This is a genomic window from Petrocella sp., assembly GCF_059865615.1.
Window position 1 is genome coordinate 1 of sequence record NZ_JCBCDA010000007.1, and the last position, 16,213, is coordinate 16,213.

The following is a 16,213-nucleotide window of genomic DNA, read 5'->3' on the forward strand; positions in this document are numbered from 1 at the left end:
CAAGACTTGGGTGCTACAAAAGAAGTGGGATGAATGTAATGAATTTTATACTAAATCCAAAGTTACTTGAAACAAAAATAAAGGACGGAGCATGTTTGCTCAATCCTTTACAATACTATCTAATACGAGACCCGTACGTACGGTTCAACGAGAGGGAAGTAATACTGGCTATTATTTCTCTACTCTATTCTTACTAAGCCATTTTGTTAAAAGCTCGATCAACGCTGGATACTTTTCTTGCAGCAGCATTCTTGTGGAATACGCCTTTTGACTCAGCTTTATCGATATAAGAAATTACAACTTTAACTTGAGCTTCTGCCGCGGATTTATCTCCAGCTTCAATTATTGTCTCCAATTTCTTTAGTTCAGTTTTGACGCGTGATTTGACGGATTTATTTCTTGCTGCTTTAAATGCCGCCACTTTGATACGTTTTTTTGCTGATTTAATATTTGCCATGTTTTCACCTCCGACAATCATGATTGTTTACTTATTATGCGGGGAATTTTTTGAAATACGCACAATTAAACATACCTTAACAGTTTAGTTTATAAAGCATCATATGTCAATATTTATTTGTAAATTCAATACTTAATCATAGAAAAAAATATAAGTGCCAAGCAATTGATGAGGGAAAATATACTGAATAATATGGTTAAGGTGTCAAAACTATATAGTTGAACTTTTGCATACAATATATAGTTATGAATGCATCAACGTAATCTATATATTGTATGTAAATTTAGTGAAACTTAGTTTTGACCCTTTAACCATATATAAATTATCTGGATTATCATCACCTTTTTGAGAGTCACTCTTGTCTTTACAGGCTGAGATATGTATAATATAAATAATTGTGAAGAAAAATTCTTAATTTTGTCTAAATTGTCTAAGTTATATTTATGGTGTATCTCTACAGGGATTAATGGCTATTCCAAGTGGAGAAAAGGAGGGTTACTATTGTTTGAGGATATAGTATTTAGCAATGCATATATTGACATTATTGATGATGACAATCAATTCTATATTAGAGTTAAACTGCAGGGTTATTCAATGAGTCAACTGGATGAAGATGTAAAAAAACTGCCGCGATTGAAAGTTAATCAATTTGTGGCTATTCAGTCTGCAATAAAAACTGGGTCTAGTAAAGTATTGCTCCTTGGAATCAAAAAACCTTTAATTGATTTAGAAATCAGTAAAGACCGCTTAGAAGCAAGTATTATAATTAATGCAACCAATGAACAGATAGAAAAAATAGGGATACAAGACTTGATGCAGCAGGTACTTGATATTATGAATCAAGCCGGCATTGTTTATGGATTTGATATTAAAGATATATTAGCCAACATACGGCCTATGGAAAAGTTTGTCGTAGCAAAAGGTTTATTACCGGTAAAGGGTCAAGATGCGATTGTCACATATTATAAAATTGAGGAAGCAAAGCCTGAAATTCACCAAAATGGGGATGTCAATCATTATGAGTTAAACTTAATAAATAAGGTAAATCGAGGAGACTGGCTTGGTGAACGCATTGAACCAAAAGAAGGTGTGGATGGTAAGACGATTATGGGCGAGCCTATTCCGGCACTTAAAGGTAATCAAGAACCCTTAAAGTATGATAAAAAAACCATAGTTGAGTCCTATGATCCGGAAATGGATTTAACAGTTCTTCGTGCATCAACAACCGGTGCAGTAATTATTGAAAATGACATCATCAGTGTTTGTAACTATCTTGAGATACAAGGCAAAGTTTCTTTTAAAACAGGCAATGTCGATTTTGATGGATTTGTTGACATTAGAGATGTAGTAGAAGATAACTTCTCTGTATTGGCAAATCAAGACATTCAGATTATGGGCGACATGGGCATTGGTGGTGTTAATCAGATTGAAAGCAAAGAAGGCAGTATTTATATTAGAGGTGGTATTGCTGGAAAAGGTAAAGCTAAGATTATATGCGAAGGCGATTTGTATACAAAATTTGCTACAGATTGTGATATAGAAAGTGGTGGTACTGTACATATTGGGTTTTATGCAATCAATGCCAATATCAAGGCTAAGGAAGTCATCTTTGATTCATATAACAGTAAAGTCATTGGAGGTTCCATAGAAGCCCAAGTTAGGGTACAAGTTGGTACAGTAGGTAATAAGATGGATACCCCCACCTTCATTCATGTACTCGGTTTTACAAGAGAAAAGGTAAAAGATGAGTACGATTTTATCAATAAAACAATTGAACGGGTAAAAGAAAAAATCAATCTATTAAAACAAAAGAAATCCTTACTTGAGATGGTAGCTGCCTCTGACGTTGACAAGAGAAAAGAGCTGGATAAAGTTAATGAAGAGTATGGCTATTTTAGGAAGAATCTTAAAATGCTTTATGCAAGTCAGAAAAAAACCATCTCATATCTTAGAGCAAAAGGCGAAGGTGAAGTGGTGATTACTCATGGCATCTACGCAAAAGTTCAAATCAAAATCAAGGATGATGTTTTGTGGCACACAGAAGTGGATCAAAGTCCGGTAACCTATTATACGGATGGCAGAAATATATTGAAGGCATAGGAGGGTAGACATGATAGAAAAAAAGAATGATACGATGATATATAGGCTAAAAGGTCTTATCCATGCTATAGAATTTTTTTCACAAAGATTCGATGCTCAACAGATCACACATCATGTAGTAGATTTTATTGATGAGCTAATTGTATTGGACCAAGTGGTAGTTTTTGCTAAAGAGGATCATGTCTATAAGCCAGTTCGACAAACCGGTTATCATAACTACGATTATAATTTTGAAGTGAAGCCGGATTATGAGGACATCGTTGTACTACATGCAGGTTTATTCTCAAGAGAAGATATAAAAAGATTCCTGCCAAAAGAAGTATCCGAATATTTTCCTTGTGCTTTTGGTATTCCCTTGATTATGGATAAGAAGATGTTTGGATTTGTCCTTATAAACAGAAATGAAGACAAAAAACCTTTTGACTCAGAAGACGAAATTATTGCAGTCGCATTAATGAACCTCTTTTATATTGCACTAACAAACTTTGAATCATATGATGCCTTGATTAAAACAAAAAAAAGATTGGATGAGAAGATTTTTAATTTATTTGCTATTCATCAATCTTCAAAAATACTTATGAGTACGCTTGAAATCCATTCAATGTGCGAATTATCAACCAGTGTTTTTAGTGAGCTGACACAGAGCTCAATCACTTCCATCTTTCTATTCAATCATGATTCTAAGGCCTTTGAAATGATGGCCTATCAAAATGTTTATGAACTTAGAGGTGAACTTAATATACAGATATACACTAATGATAATATTAATACCCTTAGTGAGAAAGAATACTTCTATCTTGAAAATGATGATGATCTAAAAAAAATACAATCGGTTTTCTTTAACGATGAAGAGTTGGTCAAAGCTTTAAGACCTATTTATATTGTGCCGATTGTCAAGAATGAAGATGTGCTTGGTTTTATAACTTTAGCACGTAGAGTCAATGATATGTCTTATAATGATAGTAATATGGAGTTGATTCATAGCCTAGCATCATCCTTATACATATCTATTACCAATGCCATCTATGTTAAAACCATTCATGAACAAAAAAAGACCATCGATTCCAAATTAAACCGATTGATGAATATGAACTTAATGATTAAGAATATTAATTCCTCGTCGGACTTGAATCATCTATTTGAAATTACAAAAGCCACTTTGGAGTGGTCCCATAATGTTACCAGTGCAATTCTTACAGCTTATGATCAAGAAAATGATGTCTTTATAATCAAGGAGCGGATTGGGTGTCAATCTTTGGGAGAGACACAAGCTTTCACAGAAGTTGCAGAATCTTTAAAGAAAGGACATATGGTCGTAGCCAGTAGTATGCATGAAGTTGAGGACCTACTTGGCCATAAAGTGGTTAATGAGATAAATGGTGAATTTGCTGGGGCCCTCTTGGTACCCGTTTATTTAGACAAATTTGAACTGGAGCTTCTTGGTTTTATAGGCATTTTTGATATAAAAGATATGCTACTAACAGACCTTGAAAATCAGCTTATCTATGAATCTATTGCTAATGCCATAGCGCCTTCTTGGTATCATTTAAAACAACTGGAGAAAATCAAAAACACTTATGAAGTTAATACAGAAGTATTGTTTATAGAAAAACTATCTGAAGAAATAGAAGATTGTGGGGAATATGATTTGGAGCTTCATGTCTTTCAAATTAATTTTGCGGCCAAGCATTTTCTGGAGAAAAGTGATCTTTTTCATGATTTTATTCAGTATTTTGATAAAGCTTTTAAGATTGATAATAGGCATTTGGTCATTATATCCCCAAGGGAAGAAGATGCGATCTACATACAGGATAAATTAGATCAAAGACACAATATGAAGCACTTAAAGTATGGAGAAGATTTTGAAGATTTTGACTCTTTTTTAGAAGTGTTGGAAGCTCATTGATTTGGATAGACCATATCTATGGGATGAAATCGTATACTCCATATGATGAGCTAAGGATAGTGAATAATGCCCAGGTTAGCCAATACCAACCATGAAGTTCCTGGATTCACCTTTAAAACCGCATTCATTCTATTCCCTAGCTTGTATGTAGTAAAAAGAAAATCTACTCCATTTAAATAAGTCTCTAAGCTTTTTGAACTTAGAGACTTGGTTGACTTATTAATATAGGATAACCCCAAAATTTGACAAAGAACCTTTACTTCAAAGGTTTAATAACATCAAACCCAGTGAATGGTCTTAAGGCTTCAGGTATAACAACACTACCGTCAGCTTGTTGGTGTTGTTCTAGTATTGCAGGAATCAAACGGCTTGTAGCAAGTCCGGAAGCGTTTAGCGTATGTAAATAAGCCGTTTTCTTATCATCCGCTTTTCGGTACTTCATATTACCCCGTCTTGCTTGATATTCACCAGCATTTGAAGCGGAGCTAACTTCTTTATATACGTCCATACTGTCAATCCATACTTCAATATCATAAGTTTTAATCATAGAAGCGCTACAGTCACCGGCGGCTAATTTACTGAGTTGATAGTGTAAACCTAGTTTCTGAACCAGATTTTCGGCCTTGCCAACCAATTCTTGTAAACCGGCTTCAGATTGATCTGGCGTAGCGAATTGAAACATTTCTACTTTGTTAAATTGATGACCGCGAATCATACCCCGTTCTTCAGATCTGTAACTACCGGCTTCTTTTCTATAACATGGTGTATAAGAAAAATATTTTTTTGGTAGATCTTCTTCACTCAATATTTCGCCGCGATGAAAATTAATGAGGGCTGTCTCAGCTGTGGGGAGCAAAAACTGAACATAGCCTTTATTTTCCTGCTCAAGTTTAAAGACATCATCTTCAAATTTGGGAAACTGACCGGCTGTAAAACCGGACTCGTAGGTTAATATATGGGGTGGTAGGATAAATTCATAGCCATCTTTTAGATGTTCTTGGATGAAAAAGTTGAGAAGTGCCCATTCCAAGATAGCACCGGTACCTTTATAGATCCAGAAGCCATTACCACCTAGCTTCGCACCTCTTTCATAATCAATAAGCCCCAAAGATTCAGCAAGCTCAACATGGTCTTTTGGTTTGAAATCATAGGTTCTTTTTTCGCCAAATACATGGATGATTTCATTATTTTCTTTGTCGCCGGACACCACATCTTCAGCTGGCATATTAGGAAGTGTAGAGACAAAGCCAAAAATCTTATGATCAATATCCTTGAGTTTTTCATCAGCTTTAGCAATTTCTTCTTTTAAGGAGCTCATTTCTTCAATGATTGAAGAAACATCCTTGCCTTCTTTTTTCATCACAGGTACTTCTTTTGAAGCGGCATTTCTTTTAGCCTTTAATACTTCAACAAAACCGATAATTTCCTTACGCTCTTTATCCCAATTCATAAGTTCTGTAAAGTCCACATCATAATTTCTTTTGGCCAGAGCTTTTTTTACGACCTCTGGATTTGTCCTAATCAAATTGATATCTAACATTGTTTTCATCCTTTCAAGGGCTTATTTATTATACTAACCCAATCTTAGTACTTTAAGATATGATCATTGTATATATCTGACACTTAAACCATTTCTATTTATATTAAGGGAAGGGCCGGTAAATGTCAAGAATTTGACAATTAATATATGGTTAAGGTCGGGTAAATACAATGGTTTGTTCATCGGATAAATCAAGATTATAGTGATAACCTTCAAAAGATAAAGTTTTAATCTGATCCGGTTCAGATATTTGATTTTTGATCATTAAATTAAGGATTCTCCCCCTAGCCATTTTTGAATAGGTGGCAATATTTTTATACTGGTTGTTCTTTTTCTCCAGAAACCTAAGGATTATTTTATTAGAAGGAAGTAACTTACTATATTCATTGGAGGTCAGATCTATTAATAAGGGTTCATTATGAAAGTAGTGTGTCATAGGTTTTTTCCAATACTTATAAAGAGAAGTTTTCATTAATGGCATCTTCATATCCAGGCGATAAGGTTTTATACCATCTAGAGGCTTTAAGGCACCGTACATTGCAGATAGAATGACTAAATGATTATTCATATACCTAATCTGTTCATGGTTATAGGTATCAAGGTCAAGATATTTATATACAAGACCTGTATAAGTATGGATAGCGGGGTTGGGATTGGCAATATCAAAAGTTTTAATATTTGCAAAGGTTTGCTCTAACAGTTCACCATCTATATCCATTAAACGACCTAAAGCATTTTTGGAAAGCTTTTTTAATCTTTGATTGAGATGATATGCTTCTTTATAAAAGACAGGTTCGTGGACTGCCTTTTCATAAATAGAATCATGTTTTTGACTTTTACTTGGCGAGAGGATGATTTTCATAGTTGCCTCCATATCTATAGCTTTTTAGGGATAATTCAAGTGTACTCGAATAATGGTATTTGTCAATTGATATCGATGGTTAAATAGTCATTGTATAACTAAAGGCCCTATGCTATAATAATCAATTGATGTGAGGATGATGTAACTTATCTTCATAAACATTGAAAGATGACATGTATCATAAGGATATAAGAACCTTACTTTGGAAAGGAAGAATATTGTGGCAGATATCGAACAAAAAAACATTAGAAATTTCTCAATTATTGCCCATATAGATCACGGGAAATCAACCTTGGCGGATCGGATTATTCAAAAAACAGGACTATTAACCGACAGGGAAATGTCTGAGCAAGTGCTGGATAATATGGATTTAGAGAGAGAACGCGGTATTACCATCAAAGCACAGGCTGTTCGATTGGTATACAAAGCCAATAACGGTGAAGAGTATGTTTTCAATCTTATTGATACGCCGGGACATGTGGATTTCAATTATGAAGTATCTAGATCTCTAGCGGCTTGTGAGGGGGCTATTCTCGTCGTGGATGCAGCCCAGGGCATTGAAGCCCAAACTCTTGCCAATGTATATTTAGCTCTGGAACATGACCTTGAGATCTTACCGGTTATAAATAAAATAGATTTACCCAGTGCAGATCCTCAAAGAGTCATACAGGAAGTAGAGGACATCATTGGTCTTGAAGCAGCTCATGCTCCTCTTATATCTGCAAAGGACGGCATTAACATAGAAGAAGTTCTTGAAATGATTATTACAACAATTCCAGCTCCGACGGTAGTTGAAAATCAGCCACTAAGAGCTTTGGTTTTTGATTCAAAATATGACCCATACCGTGGTGTTATAATTTTCTGTAGGATCAAAGACGGCACGGTGAAAAAGGGTGAGAAAATTAAAATGATGTCATCTGGAAAAACCTTCGAAGTCATTGAAGTGGGGTACTTTGGCCCTGGGGTATTTATACCCTGTGAAGAACTCAAAGAAGGTTATGTTGGCTATATCAGTGCAGGTATAAAAGATGTTCAAGATACAAGGGTAGGGGACACTGTGACAAAAGTATCCAATCCGGCAAAGGAAGCACTACCCGGATATAAAAAAGTAAACTCCATGGTATATTGCGGCATCTACCCTGTAGATGGGTCCAAATACCAAGACCTAAGAGACGCTTTAGATAAGCTGAAGCTAAATGATGCAGCCCTTCATTTTGAGCCAGAGACGTCATTGGCATTAGGATTTGGCTTTAGATGTGGTTTTTTAGGATTGCTCCATTTAGAGATTATTCAAGAGCGCATTGAACGCGAATTTAACATGGATGTCATCACAACGGCACCAAGTGTTATCTATAAAGTACATAAAACCGACGGAACGGTTATTGATCTTGCCAACCCTGCGGATATGCCGGATCTTTCAGTCGTTAGGATGATGGAGGAACCGATTGTAAAAGCGCAAATCATGGTGCCTTCAGAGTATATCGGCTCCATCATGGAACTGTGTCAGGACCGACGTGGCGAGTACTTGGGTATGGAATATATTGAAGATACCAGAACCCAGCTTATGTACGAACTGCCCTTAAATGAAATTATATATGATTTTTTTGATGCTTTAAAATCCAGAACCAGAGGTTATGCATCCTTTGACTATGAATTAATTGGCTACAAAGAATCAAAATTGGTTAAGCTTGATATATTACTGAACAAAGAAGTTGTTGATGCGCTTTCCTTTATCGTTCATGAGGAAAAAGCTTATGAAAGAGGCAAAAAAATTGCAGATAAACTTAAAGATGAGATACCAAGGCATCAATTTGAAATACCAATACAAGCAGCTATAGGAAACAAGGTGATTGCAAGGTCTACTATTAAGGCGATGCGTAAAGATGTCTTGGCAAAATGCTATGGTGGGGATATATCCAGAAAAAGGAAACTATTAGAAAAGCAAAAAGCCGGTAAGAAAAGAATGCGTCAGGTAGGTAATGTAGAAGTCCCTCAAGACGCGTTTATGAGTATACTAAAGCTGGATGAATAAGGTGTTGACATGAAAAAAATGGGTCTATATATTCATATACCATTTTGTGTGAAAAAATGCGACTATTGTGATTTTTTGTCCTTTGATCATACAGACTTTTTCTTACGTGATGCTTATGTCGATGCATTAGTAGCTGAAATCTTAGCCATGAAAAGTCAAAACATATCCAAAAAGCTATCAACGATCTATATAGGTGGTGGCACACCTTCTATTTTGTCAGCAGAACAATTTAGTAGAATCATAAAAGCGGTTTATGGTGTATTTGAATGGTCGGAAGATGGAGAGTTCACGATTGAGGTGAACCCAGGTATGGTAGATGCACTTAAGGTAAAGGCCTACTTAGATGCAGGGGTTAACCGCGTTAGTATGGGGCTACAATCCGATGAAGCAAAGATGCTAAAGACACTTGGTAGAATACATGACTACCAGCTTTTCTTAGAATCCTATGAAATGATACGGGCCATAGGCATTGATAATATAAGTATAGACCTTATGTTTGGTCTTCCCGGTCAAACGTTCAATTCATTTAAAGCAACCTTGGAAAAAATCATAGAACTAAAGCCAGAGCACCTATCATTATATGGTCTAATCATTGAACCTGGGACGGTTTTTGAAAGCCAAAATGAAAAAGGACTTTTAAATCTGCCCAGTGAAGATGAAGAACGCCAGATGTATTGGTGGGCTCACGATACTCTACTGGATTGGGGTTATGAGCATTACGAGATTTCTAGTTATGGTAAGGTCGGTAGAATAGGTAGACATAATCGTTCCTATTGGACGTTAGACCCTTATCTGGGTGTTGGTCTTGGAGCAGCTTCATATTTGAATCATAACCGTTATAAGAATATAGAAGATCTTAATCGTTATATTGAAAAAAGCTATCAAATAAATGATATACGTGAATTGGAACAAACAGGCAATACGATCAATCGATTAGAAGAATGGTTTTTTCTGGGACTAAGACAATTAAAAGGCGTTAACCTTATAGAACTAAAGCATGAGTTTGGAGAAAGTCTATTAATAGCTTATCAAGGGATTATAAAGCGATTAATCAAAGAAGAAATGCTTGTAGAAGAAGACGGATGGGTTCGATTTACCAGAAGAGGCTTGGATCTTAGCAATTATGTATTAGCACAGTTTATAAACTTTTAATAGTTTTTTGAGGATAACGTATTGACAAACCTTGAAAAAAATAATATCATTAACTCAGATGTTAGCACTCCACACAATTGAGTGCTAACAATGCGAGAGGTGATGATGGCATGGAACTTAACGAAAGAAAACTTAAAATACTAGAGGCAATCATTTCCAATTATTTAGATACAGCAGAACCAGTGGGGTCCAGAACCATATCCAAGAATTATGATTTGGGTATATCCCCAGCGACCATAAGGAATGAAATGTCTGACTTAGAAGAACTTGGGTTTATCATGCAACCTCACACTTCAGCTGGAAGGATACCTTCCGATAAAGGCTACCGTCTTTATGTAGATATGATTTTAAGTGCCAAGTATGACAGCCCCAAGCATTTATCTTATGTTGAAGCACTACTAAACAAGGCAGGACGTATCGAAACCCTGTTACAGGATATCGTTTCCGTATTAGCAAAAGAGACCAATTTAACGGCCATTGTTTCCACACCTCAGTATTCAAAATGTAAAATCAAAAACATTCAATTAATTGAACTTGAATCTCAGAAAGTATTAGCGGTTATTGTTACAGATGGCAATATGGCCAATAACTATGTACTGGAAATTAATGAAGATATGGATCAACGGATGTTAAACAAGCTCTCATTTATTTTGAATAATCAGCTTCATGGACTTAATGTTGAAGAAATCAATCTACCATTAATTGAAAAGATCAAGGCCTTTGCGAGTAATCAGGATGAAATTATCGGAAAAGTTTTGGAAGTTGTTTTTCAAGCGGTGCACAATAGTGAAAATACAGAGATTTACACATCCGGCGCTATTAATATGTTAAGATTACCGGAATTTAGCGATCTTGAGAAAGCCACTTCAATAATGGAAACACTGGACAAAAAGGACTATATAAGGCAGTTGCTCTTAAAGGATTTTAATGGTGAAAGTATTGAAACCGATGGTGTGAAGATTAAGATTGGATCGGAAAACAACAACGAAGATATGAAGGATTGTAGCTTAATTACAACAACTTATCACGTTGGTGGAAAACCATTGGGTGTGATTGGGTTAATTGGGCCTAAGAGGATGGACTATCAAAGTGCCATACTATCTCTAAAGTGTTTGATTAAAGAAATAGAAAAAAGGATGAATGATTCATAGTCACCTAAAGAAAGGATGTATCGTTTTGATAAATGATAAGGATAAGAAAGACGAAGAAGTCTTGCAGGAAGAAAAAGAGAGCATGATTTCTGATGAGGAAACAGAAGTAATGGATCAAGTTGAGGATGTTGAAGTTGTGACAGAAACGGAAACAGAAACCATAGAGGTTGTATCTCTTGACAAACAACTGGAACAAAAGGAAACAGAATTAAAGGAGCAAGTCGATCGTCATCATAGGACTTTAGCTGAATTTGATAATTTCAGAAAAAGAACTTTAAAAGAAAAAGATCAAATGTATGAAAAAGGTGCTAAGGAAATACTAGAAGTCTTATTGCCCATTGTCGACAATTTTGAAAGGGCATTTGATGCAGTAACGGATGAACATAAGGAAGATTCATTTGTTAAAGGCATTAATATGATTTACAAACAACTTGTAGCAGCACTAAAAGAAGTAGGCGTTGAAGAAATTGAAGCATTGGACCAGGTTTTTGATCCACACTTGCATCATGCCGTACAGCATGAAACCTCAGAAGAACATGAGGAAAGTATTGTGGTAGCCGTATATCAAAAAGGCTATAAATATAAAGACGCTGTGTTAAGATACAGCATGGTCAAAGTCGTTAATTAAGGTTAAAGTATCAACGTAATCTATACGTTGGATGCAGTTAGTAAAACTTAGTTTAGATACTTTAACCAGTAAAGCGTCACCGTAACCCATATAAAAACAACAATCATGACCAATAACAATATAAATAATAAGGAGGCATTACAATGGGTAAAATAATAGGAATAGATTTAGGAACAACCAATTCATGTGTATCTGTAATGGAAGGTGGAAAACCTGTCGTTATAGCTAATGCAGAGGGGTCGAGAACAACCCCTTCAGTTGTAGCTTTTACAAAAACAGGTGAAAGAGTTGTAGGCGAACCAGCGAAAAGACAAGCCATCACCAATCCTGACAAAACCATCATATCTATTAAAAGAGAGATGGGGACAGATCATAAAGTTGCAATAGATGATAAAAAATATTCACCCCAAGAAATATCTGCTATGATCTTGCAAAAACTTAAGGCGGACGCAGAAGCCTATCTTGGTGAGCCTGTTACAGAGGCCGTTATTACTGTACCGGCTTATTTCAATGATAGTCAACGACAAGCAACAAAGGATGCAGGTAAAATTGCCGGTCTAGATGTAAAGAGAATTATTAATGAGCCTACAGCTGCAGCACTTGCTTATGGACTTGATAATGAACATGAGCAAAAAATTATGGTGTTTGACTTAGGTGGCGGTACCTTTGACGTATCCCTAATAGAAATTGGTGATGGTGTCTTAGAAGTTCTTGCAACAAGTGGTAACAACCATCTTGGTGGTGATGATTTTGATAGCCGTGTTATTAAATACCTTGTATCCGAATTTAAAAATGCAGAAGGCGTTGATTTATCCAATGATAAAATGGCGATGCAACGTTTGAAAGAAGCAGCAGAAAAAGCTAAAATAGAACTTTCATCAAGTACAACATCTAATATTAACTTGCCTTTTATTACTGCAACTCAAGAAGGACCAAAGCATTTGGACGTAACGTTAACAAGAGCAAAATTCGACGAATTAACCGATGATTTGGTTAAGTCAACCTTAAATCCTGTTAAGCAGGCGTTAAAAGATGCAGGTATTGACGTAGGAGAACTTGACAAGATTCTCTTGGTTGGTGGATCAACAAGAGTTCCGGCCGTTCAAGAAGCCGTAAAAAGCCTTACAGGCAAAGATGCGTTTAAAGGTATCAACCCAGATGAGTGTGTTGCCGTTGGTGCAGGTATACAAGGTGGTAAGCTTGCAGGAGATGCAGGTGCAGGTAACATTCTATTACTGGACGTTACACCTTTATCCCTTGGCATTGAAACACTTGGTGGTGTTGCAACCAAATTAATCGAAAGAAACACAACAATACCAACAAAAAAAAGCCAAGTTTTCTCCACTGCTGAAGACAATCAACCTGCTGTTGATATTCATGTTGTACAAGGTGAAAGAGAATTTGCTCGTGACAATAAAACACTGGGTAACTTTAAGTTAGATGGTATACCGGCAGCCAGACGTGGTGTACCACAGATTGAAGTAACTTTTGACATTGATGCAAATGGTATCGTCAAGGTATTAGCGAAAGATCTTGGTACAGGTAAAGAACAACATATTACCATTACAGCAAGCACCAATCTTTCAGATGATGAAATCAACCGTGCTGTAGAAGAAGCTAAGGCACATGAAGCTCAAGATAAGAAAAAGAAAGAAGCCATTGATACACGTAATGAAGCGGATTCATTGGTATTCCAGACAGAAAAATCTCTTGAAGAAATCAAAGATCAAATTGATGCAAGTGATAAAGAAAGACTTGAAGGCGAAGTGAAAAAGTTAAAAGATATTTTGGAGAAGACAAAAGTAGAAACAATGAGTGATGGTGATGTGGAAGAAATCAAAGCTGCAAAAGAAGCACTAACAGCAGTATTCCAAGAAGTATCACAAAAGATGTATGAGAAATCAGCAGCAGCCGGGGCTAATCCAGAAGGTGAGCCACAAGGTGAAGCAAATACCGAAGAAGAATTCATTGATGCGGATTTCAAAGAAGAATAGATTTTCTGCTTTGTATGTGTGAAGCCTAGGCAATAAAAATAATTGTTCTATACGAGGACCGTACCAAGCGGTACGGTCCTTATTAATGAAAATATTCATAGAAGTGGGTTCTATGTCTTATAATTAACCTGCCTCTATGAATGTTCTTCATGATAGCATAATCTATTTATAAAAACGGTCATTGTTAAAGGGCTGTCTTTGTTGTATAATAGGTTCTGCTGATTTTGTTGTTCAAAGACAAGGCACCATACATTATTATTTTTATTTTCGTGCCTATGAATTATAGATGTAACCGTTGTTGGAATAAGTTGATTGAGGTGATCAAATGTCAGATAAAAGAGACTATTATGAAGTGTTAGGTGTAAGCAGACAAGCCAGTGGACCGGAGATCAAAAAAGCCTATCGTAATCTTGCTAAACAGTATCATCCGGATATGAATCATAACAGTGAAGAGATAGAGCAAAAATTTAAAGAAGCAACTGAAGCCTATGAAATACTCAGTGATGATACCAAAAGACAACAGTATGATCAGTTTGGTCATGCAGCGTTCACCCAAGGGAGTGGCGGTGGTTATGGCGGGTTCGGTGATATGGGCGACATGTTTGGTGATATTTTCGGTGATTTTTTTGGTGGTGGTTCTAGACGACGGGCCAATGCACCTCAAAAGGGTGATAACATTCAAGCACGTATCAATTTAGAATTCGAGGAAGCCATTTTCGGTGTTGAAAAAGAGATATTTGTAACTGTCTCAGAACCTTGTGATACCTGCGATGGTAGTGGGGCAAAACCGGGCACTTCAAAAGAAACCTGTACGACCTGTGCAGGCCAAGGCCAGGTAAGGTACAATCAACAAACCTTATTCGGTACAGTTCAAAGTGTTCGCACCTGTCACCAATGTGGTGGATCAGGACAAATGATTAAAGAAAAATGTACAGACTGTCATGGTATTGGTCTTAAAAAACAAAATAAAAAATTATCCGTTACCATACCGGCAGGTATTGATCATGGCCAGAGTATGCGTCTTAGAGGCAAAGGTGAACCAGGTATCAATGGCGGACCTAAAGGCGATGTTATACTACAGGTCTATGTTAAACCGCATACAGTATTAGAAAGACGTGGCGAGGATATTTTCTATGAACTTCCGATTAGTTTTTCTCAAGCAGCTCTTGGAACAGAAGTCTCAGTCCCAACCATAGACGGTAATGTTACTTACGAAATAAAAGCAGGTACACAAACCAATACAAAATTCAGACTAAAAGGTAAAGGCGTTCCCCATCTTAATAATACAAAAATAAGAGGCGACCAATATGTCACAGTTACGGTCATGACTCCAAAAAGCCTTAGTGATGAAGAACGAGAGCTATTCATTCAGTTGGCAGAACTGGCCGGTGAAACCGTTGATGAAGGTAAAAAAAAGAAAGGTATTTTTAATAAGATAAAAGATACCTTGGAGAAATAGAGGTTAAGATGAAGTGGACAAAATTAAAGATTCATGTGCTACCTCTTGCAGTAGATGCAGTTAGTAATATGCTTTTTGACTTAGGGTTAGAAGGTTTAGAGATCGAAGATCAATATTTATCGGAATCGGACAAAGAAGCCATGTTTGCTAACTTTGTAGTGGATACTTTGGTACCACTTGAAACGTGTCGCGTTGTCGTTTATTTAGATGAAAATCAAGATGTCGATCTTTATAGAATAGATATAGAAAAGGGTTTAAACGACTTAAGAGCTTTTTTGGAAATAGGTTCAGGCAAAATCATATTGGAAATTATGCCGGAGGAAGATTATGAAAACAAATGGAAAACTTTTTATAAGCCTTTTAGAGTAGGAGACCATATGGTCATTACGCCTATTTGGGAAAAACCGGATTTGATAGAAGGGGATATGGTCATAGCCATAGACCCGGGGATGGCCTTTGGATCCGGTACCCATGAAACCACCTATCTTTGTATTGAACTCCTTCAAGAGTGTAATCACGACCTTGGAGAGGTGGCTGACATTGGTTGTGGAAGTGGCATACTGGCTATAGCAGCTGTTAGACTTGGAGCCGAATCGGCTATTGGTGTGGATATTGACGAGAATGCTGTTAAAATAGCAAAAGAAAATGTCAAACACAACGCTTTAGAAGATAGAGTGACGATTTGTAAAGGTGATCTTTTAGAACGCATTCAGTCACCAGTGAACACAGTGGTAGCCAATATCTTAGCAGAGGTTATAATAGACATCACGAAAGATGTAAAAAAAATACTACATAGCTCAGGGATTTTAATTGCTTCAGGGATATTGATTGAGAAAGAAAAAGAAGTCACAGACGTTTTAGTCACAGAAGGTTTCACTATAGTGGACGTACGTAAAAAAGGTGAATGGGTAGCAATTAAGGCGCGTCTATAA

At 36.4% G+C, this 16,213-nt stretch carries 12 protein-coding genes; 9 read left to right on the top strand and 3 right to left on the bottom strand.

What is annotated here, in order from left to right; all coding sequences use genetic code 11:
- Positions 1–193: 193 nt before the first annotated feature.
- On the bottom strand, positions 194–457 hold the full coding sequence (gene rpsT, locus AC6F8J_RS01110) for a 30S ribosomal protein S20 (protein WP_500720409.1): 264 nt from the start codon (positions 455–457) through the stop codon (positions 194–196).
- 501 nt (positions 458–958) lie between these two features.
- Between rpsT and AC6F8J_RS01115 the strand changes: the two genes are divergently transcribed.
- Together AC6F8J_RS01115 and AC6F8J_RS01120 are read left to right on the top strand one after the other, a co-directional pair.
- Complete coding sequence (locus AC6F8J_RS01115; RefSeq protein ID WP_500720410.1) at positions 959–2,557, top strand: FapA family protein; 1,599 nt, start codon at positions 959–961, stop codon at positions 2,555–2,557.
- Between the two features lie 10 nt (positions 2,558–2,567).
- Positions 2,568–4,463, top strand: coding sequence for a hypothetical protein (locus tag AC6F8J_RS01120; RefSeq protein WP_500720411.1), 1,896 nt, complete (start codon positions 2,568–2,570; stop codon positions 4,461–4,463).
- Between the two features lie 256 nt (positions 4,464–4,719).
- Here AC6F8J_RS01120 and serS read toward each other — a convergent pair whose 3' ends face one another.
- Both serS and AC6F8J_RS01130 read right to left on the bottom strand, forming a co-directional pair.
- Positions 4,720–6,003 (bottom strand): serine--tRNA ligase, encoded by a 1,284-nt coding sequence (serS, locus tag AC6F8J_RS01125; RefSeq protein ID WP_500720412.1) that lies wholly within the window; start codon positions 6,001–6,003, stop codon positions 4,720–4,722.
- A gap of 151 nt (positions 6,004–6,154) precedes the next feature.
- On the bottom strand, positions 6,155–6,865 hold the full coding sequence (locus tag AC6F8J_RS01130) for a peroxide stress protein YaaA (RefSeq protein ID WP_500720413.1): 711 nt from the start codon (positions 6,863–6,865) through the stop codon (positions 6,155–6,157).
- A gap of 220 nt (positions 6,866–7,085) precedes the next feature.
- Between AC6F8J_RS01130 and lepA the strand changes: the two genes are divergently transcribed.
- The 7 genes from lepA (at position 7,086) to prmA (ending at position 16,213) form a co-directional block, all read left to right on the top strand.
- Positions 7,086–8,897 (top strand): translation elongation factor 4, encoded by a 1,812-nt coding sequence (gene lepA, locus AC6F8J_RS01135; RefSeq protein WP_500720414.1) that lies wholly within the window; start codon positions 7,086–7,088, stop codon positions 8,895–8,897.
- 9 nt (positions 8,898–8,906) lie between these two features.
- Positions 8,907–10,049, top strand: a complete 1,143-nt coding sequence (gene hemW, locus AC6F8J_RS01140) for a radical SAM family heme chaperone HemW (protein WP_500720415.1) — start codon at positions 8,907–8,909, stop codon at positions 10,047–10,049.
- A gap of 110 nt (positions 10,050–10,159) precedes the next feature.
- The gene (hrcA, locus tag AC6F8J_RS01145; RefSeq protein WP_500720416.1) at positions 10,160–11,200 is read left to right on the top strand and encodes a heat-inducible transcriptional repressor HrcA; all 1,041 of its coding nucleotides are present in this window, start codon (positions 10,160–10,162) and stop codon (positions 11,198–11,200) included.
- 25 nt (positions 11,201–11,225) lie between these two features.
- Positions 11,226–11,828, top strand: coding sequence for a nucleotide exchange factor GrpE (gene grpE / locus AC6F8J_RS01150; protein WP_500720417.1), 603 nt, complete (start codon positions 11,226–11,228; stop codon positions 11,826–11,828).
- 143 nt (positions 11,829–11,971) lie between these two features.
- The gene (dnaK, locus tag AC6F8J_RS01155; protein ID WP_500720418.1) at positions 11,972–13,822 is read left to right on the top strand and encodes a molecular chaperone DnaK; all 1,851 of its coding nucleotides are present in this window, start codon (positions 11,972–11,974) and stop codon (positions 13,820–13,822) included.
- A gap of 325 nt (positions 13,823–14,147) precedes the next feature.
- Complete coding sequence (gene dnaJ / locus AC6F8J_RS01160; protein ID WP_500720419.1) at positions 14,148–15,281, top strand: molecular chaperone DnaJ; 1,134 nt, start codon at positions 14,148–14,150, stop codon at positions 15,279–15,281.
- 8 nt (positions 15,282–15,289) lie between these two features.
- Positions 15,290–16,213, top strand: coding sequence for a 50S ribosomal protein L11 methyltransferase (prmA, locus tag AC6F8J_RS01165; protein WP_500720420.1), 924 nt, complete (start codon positions 15,290–15,292; stop codon positions 16,211–16,213).

What these genes read in the sequence shown, in the direction of transcription:
- dnaK (WP_500720418.1), top strand. Translation starts at nt 11,972, where the DNA reads ATGGGTAAAATAATAGGAATAGATTTAGGAACAACCAATTCATGTGTA.
- dnaJ (WP_500720419.1), top strand. Translation starts at nt 14,148, where the DNA reads ATGTCAGATAAAAGAGACTATTATGAAGTGTTAGGTGTAAGCAGACAA.
- rpsT (WP_500720409.1), bottom strand. Translation starts at nt 457, where the DNA reads ATGGCAAATATTAAATCAGCAAAAAAACGTATCAAAGTGGCGGCATTT.
- hemW (WP_500720415.1), top strand. Translation starts at nt 8,907, where the DNA reads ATGAAAAAAATGGGTCTATATATTCATATACCATTTTGTGTGAAAAAA.
- hrcA (WP_500720416.1), top strand. Translation starts at nt 10,160, where the DNA reads ATGGAACTTAACGAAAGAAAACTTAAAATACTAGAGGCAATCATTTCC.
- serS (WP_500720412.1), bottom strand. Translation starts at nt 6,003, where the DNA reads ATGTTAGATATCAATTTGATTAGGACAAATCCAGAGGTCGTAAAAAAA.
- AC6F8J_RS01130 (WP_500720413.1), bottom strand. Translation starts at nt 6,865, where the DNA reads ATGAAAATCATCCTCTCGCCAAGTAAAAGTCAAAAACATGATTCTATT.
- AC6F8J_RS01120 (WP_500720411.1), top strand. Translation starts at nt 2,568, where the DNA reads ATGATAGAAAAAAAGAATGATACGATGATATATAGGCTAAAAGGTCTT.
- prmA (WP_500720420.1), top strand. Translation starts at nt 15,290, where the DNA reads ATGAAGTGGACAAAATTAAAGATTCATGTGCTACCTCTTGCAGTAGAT.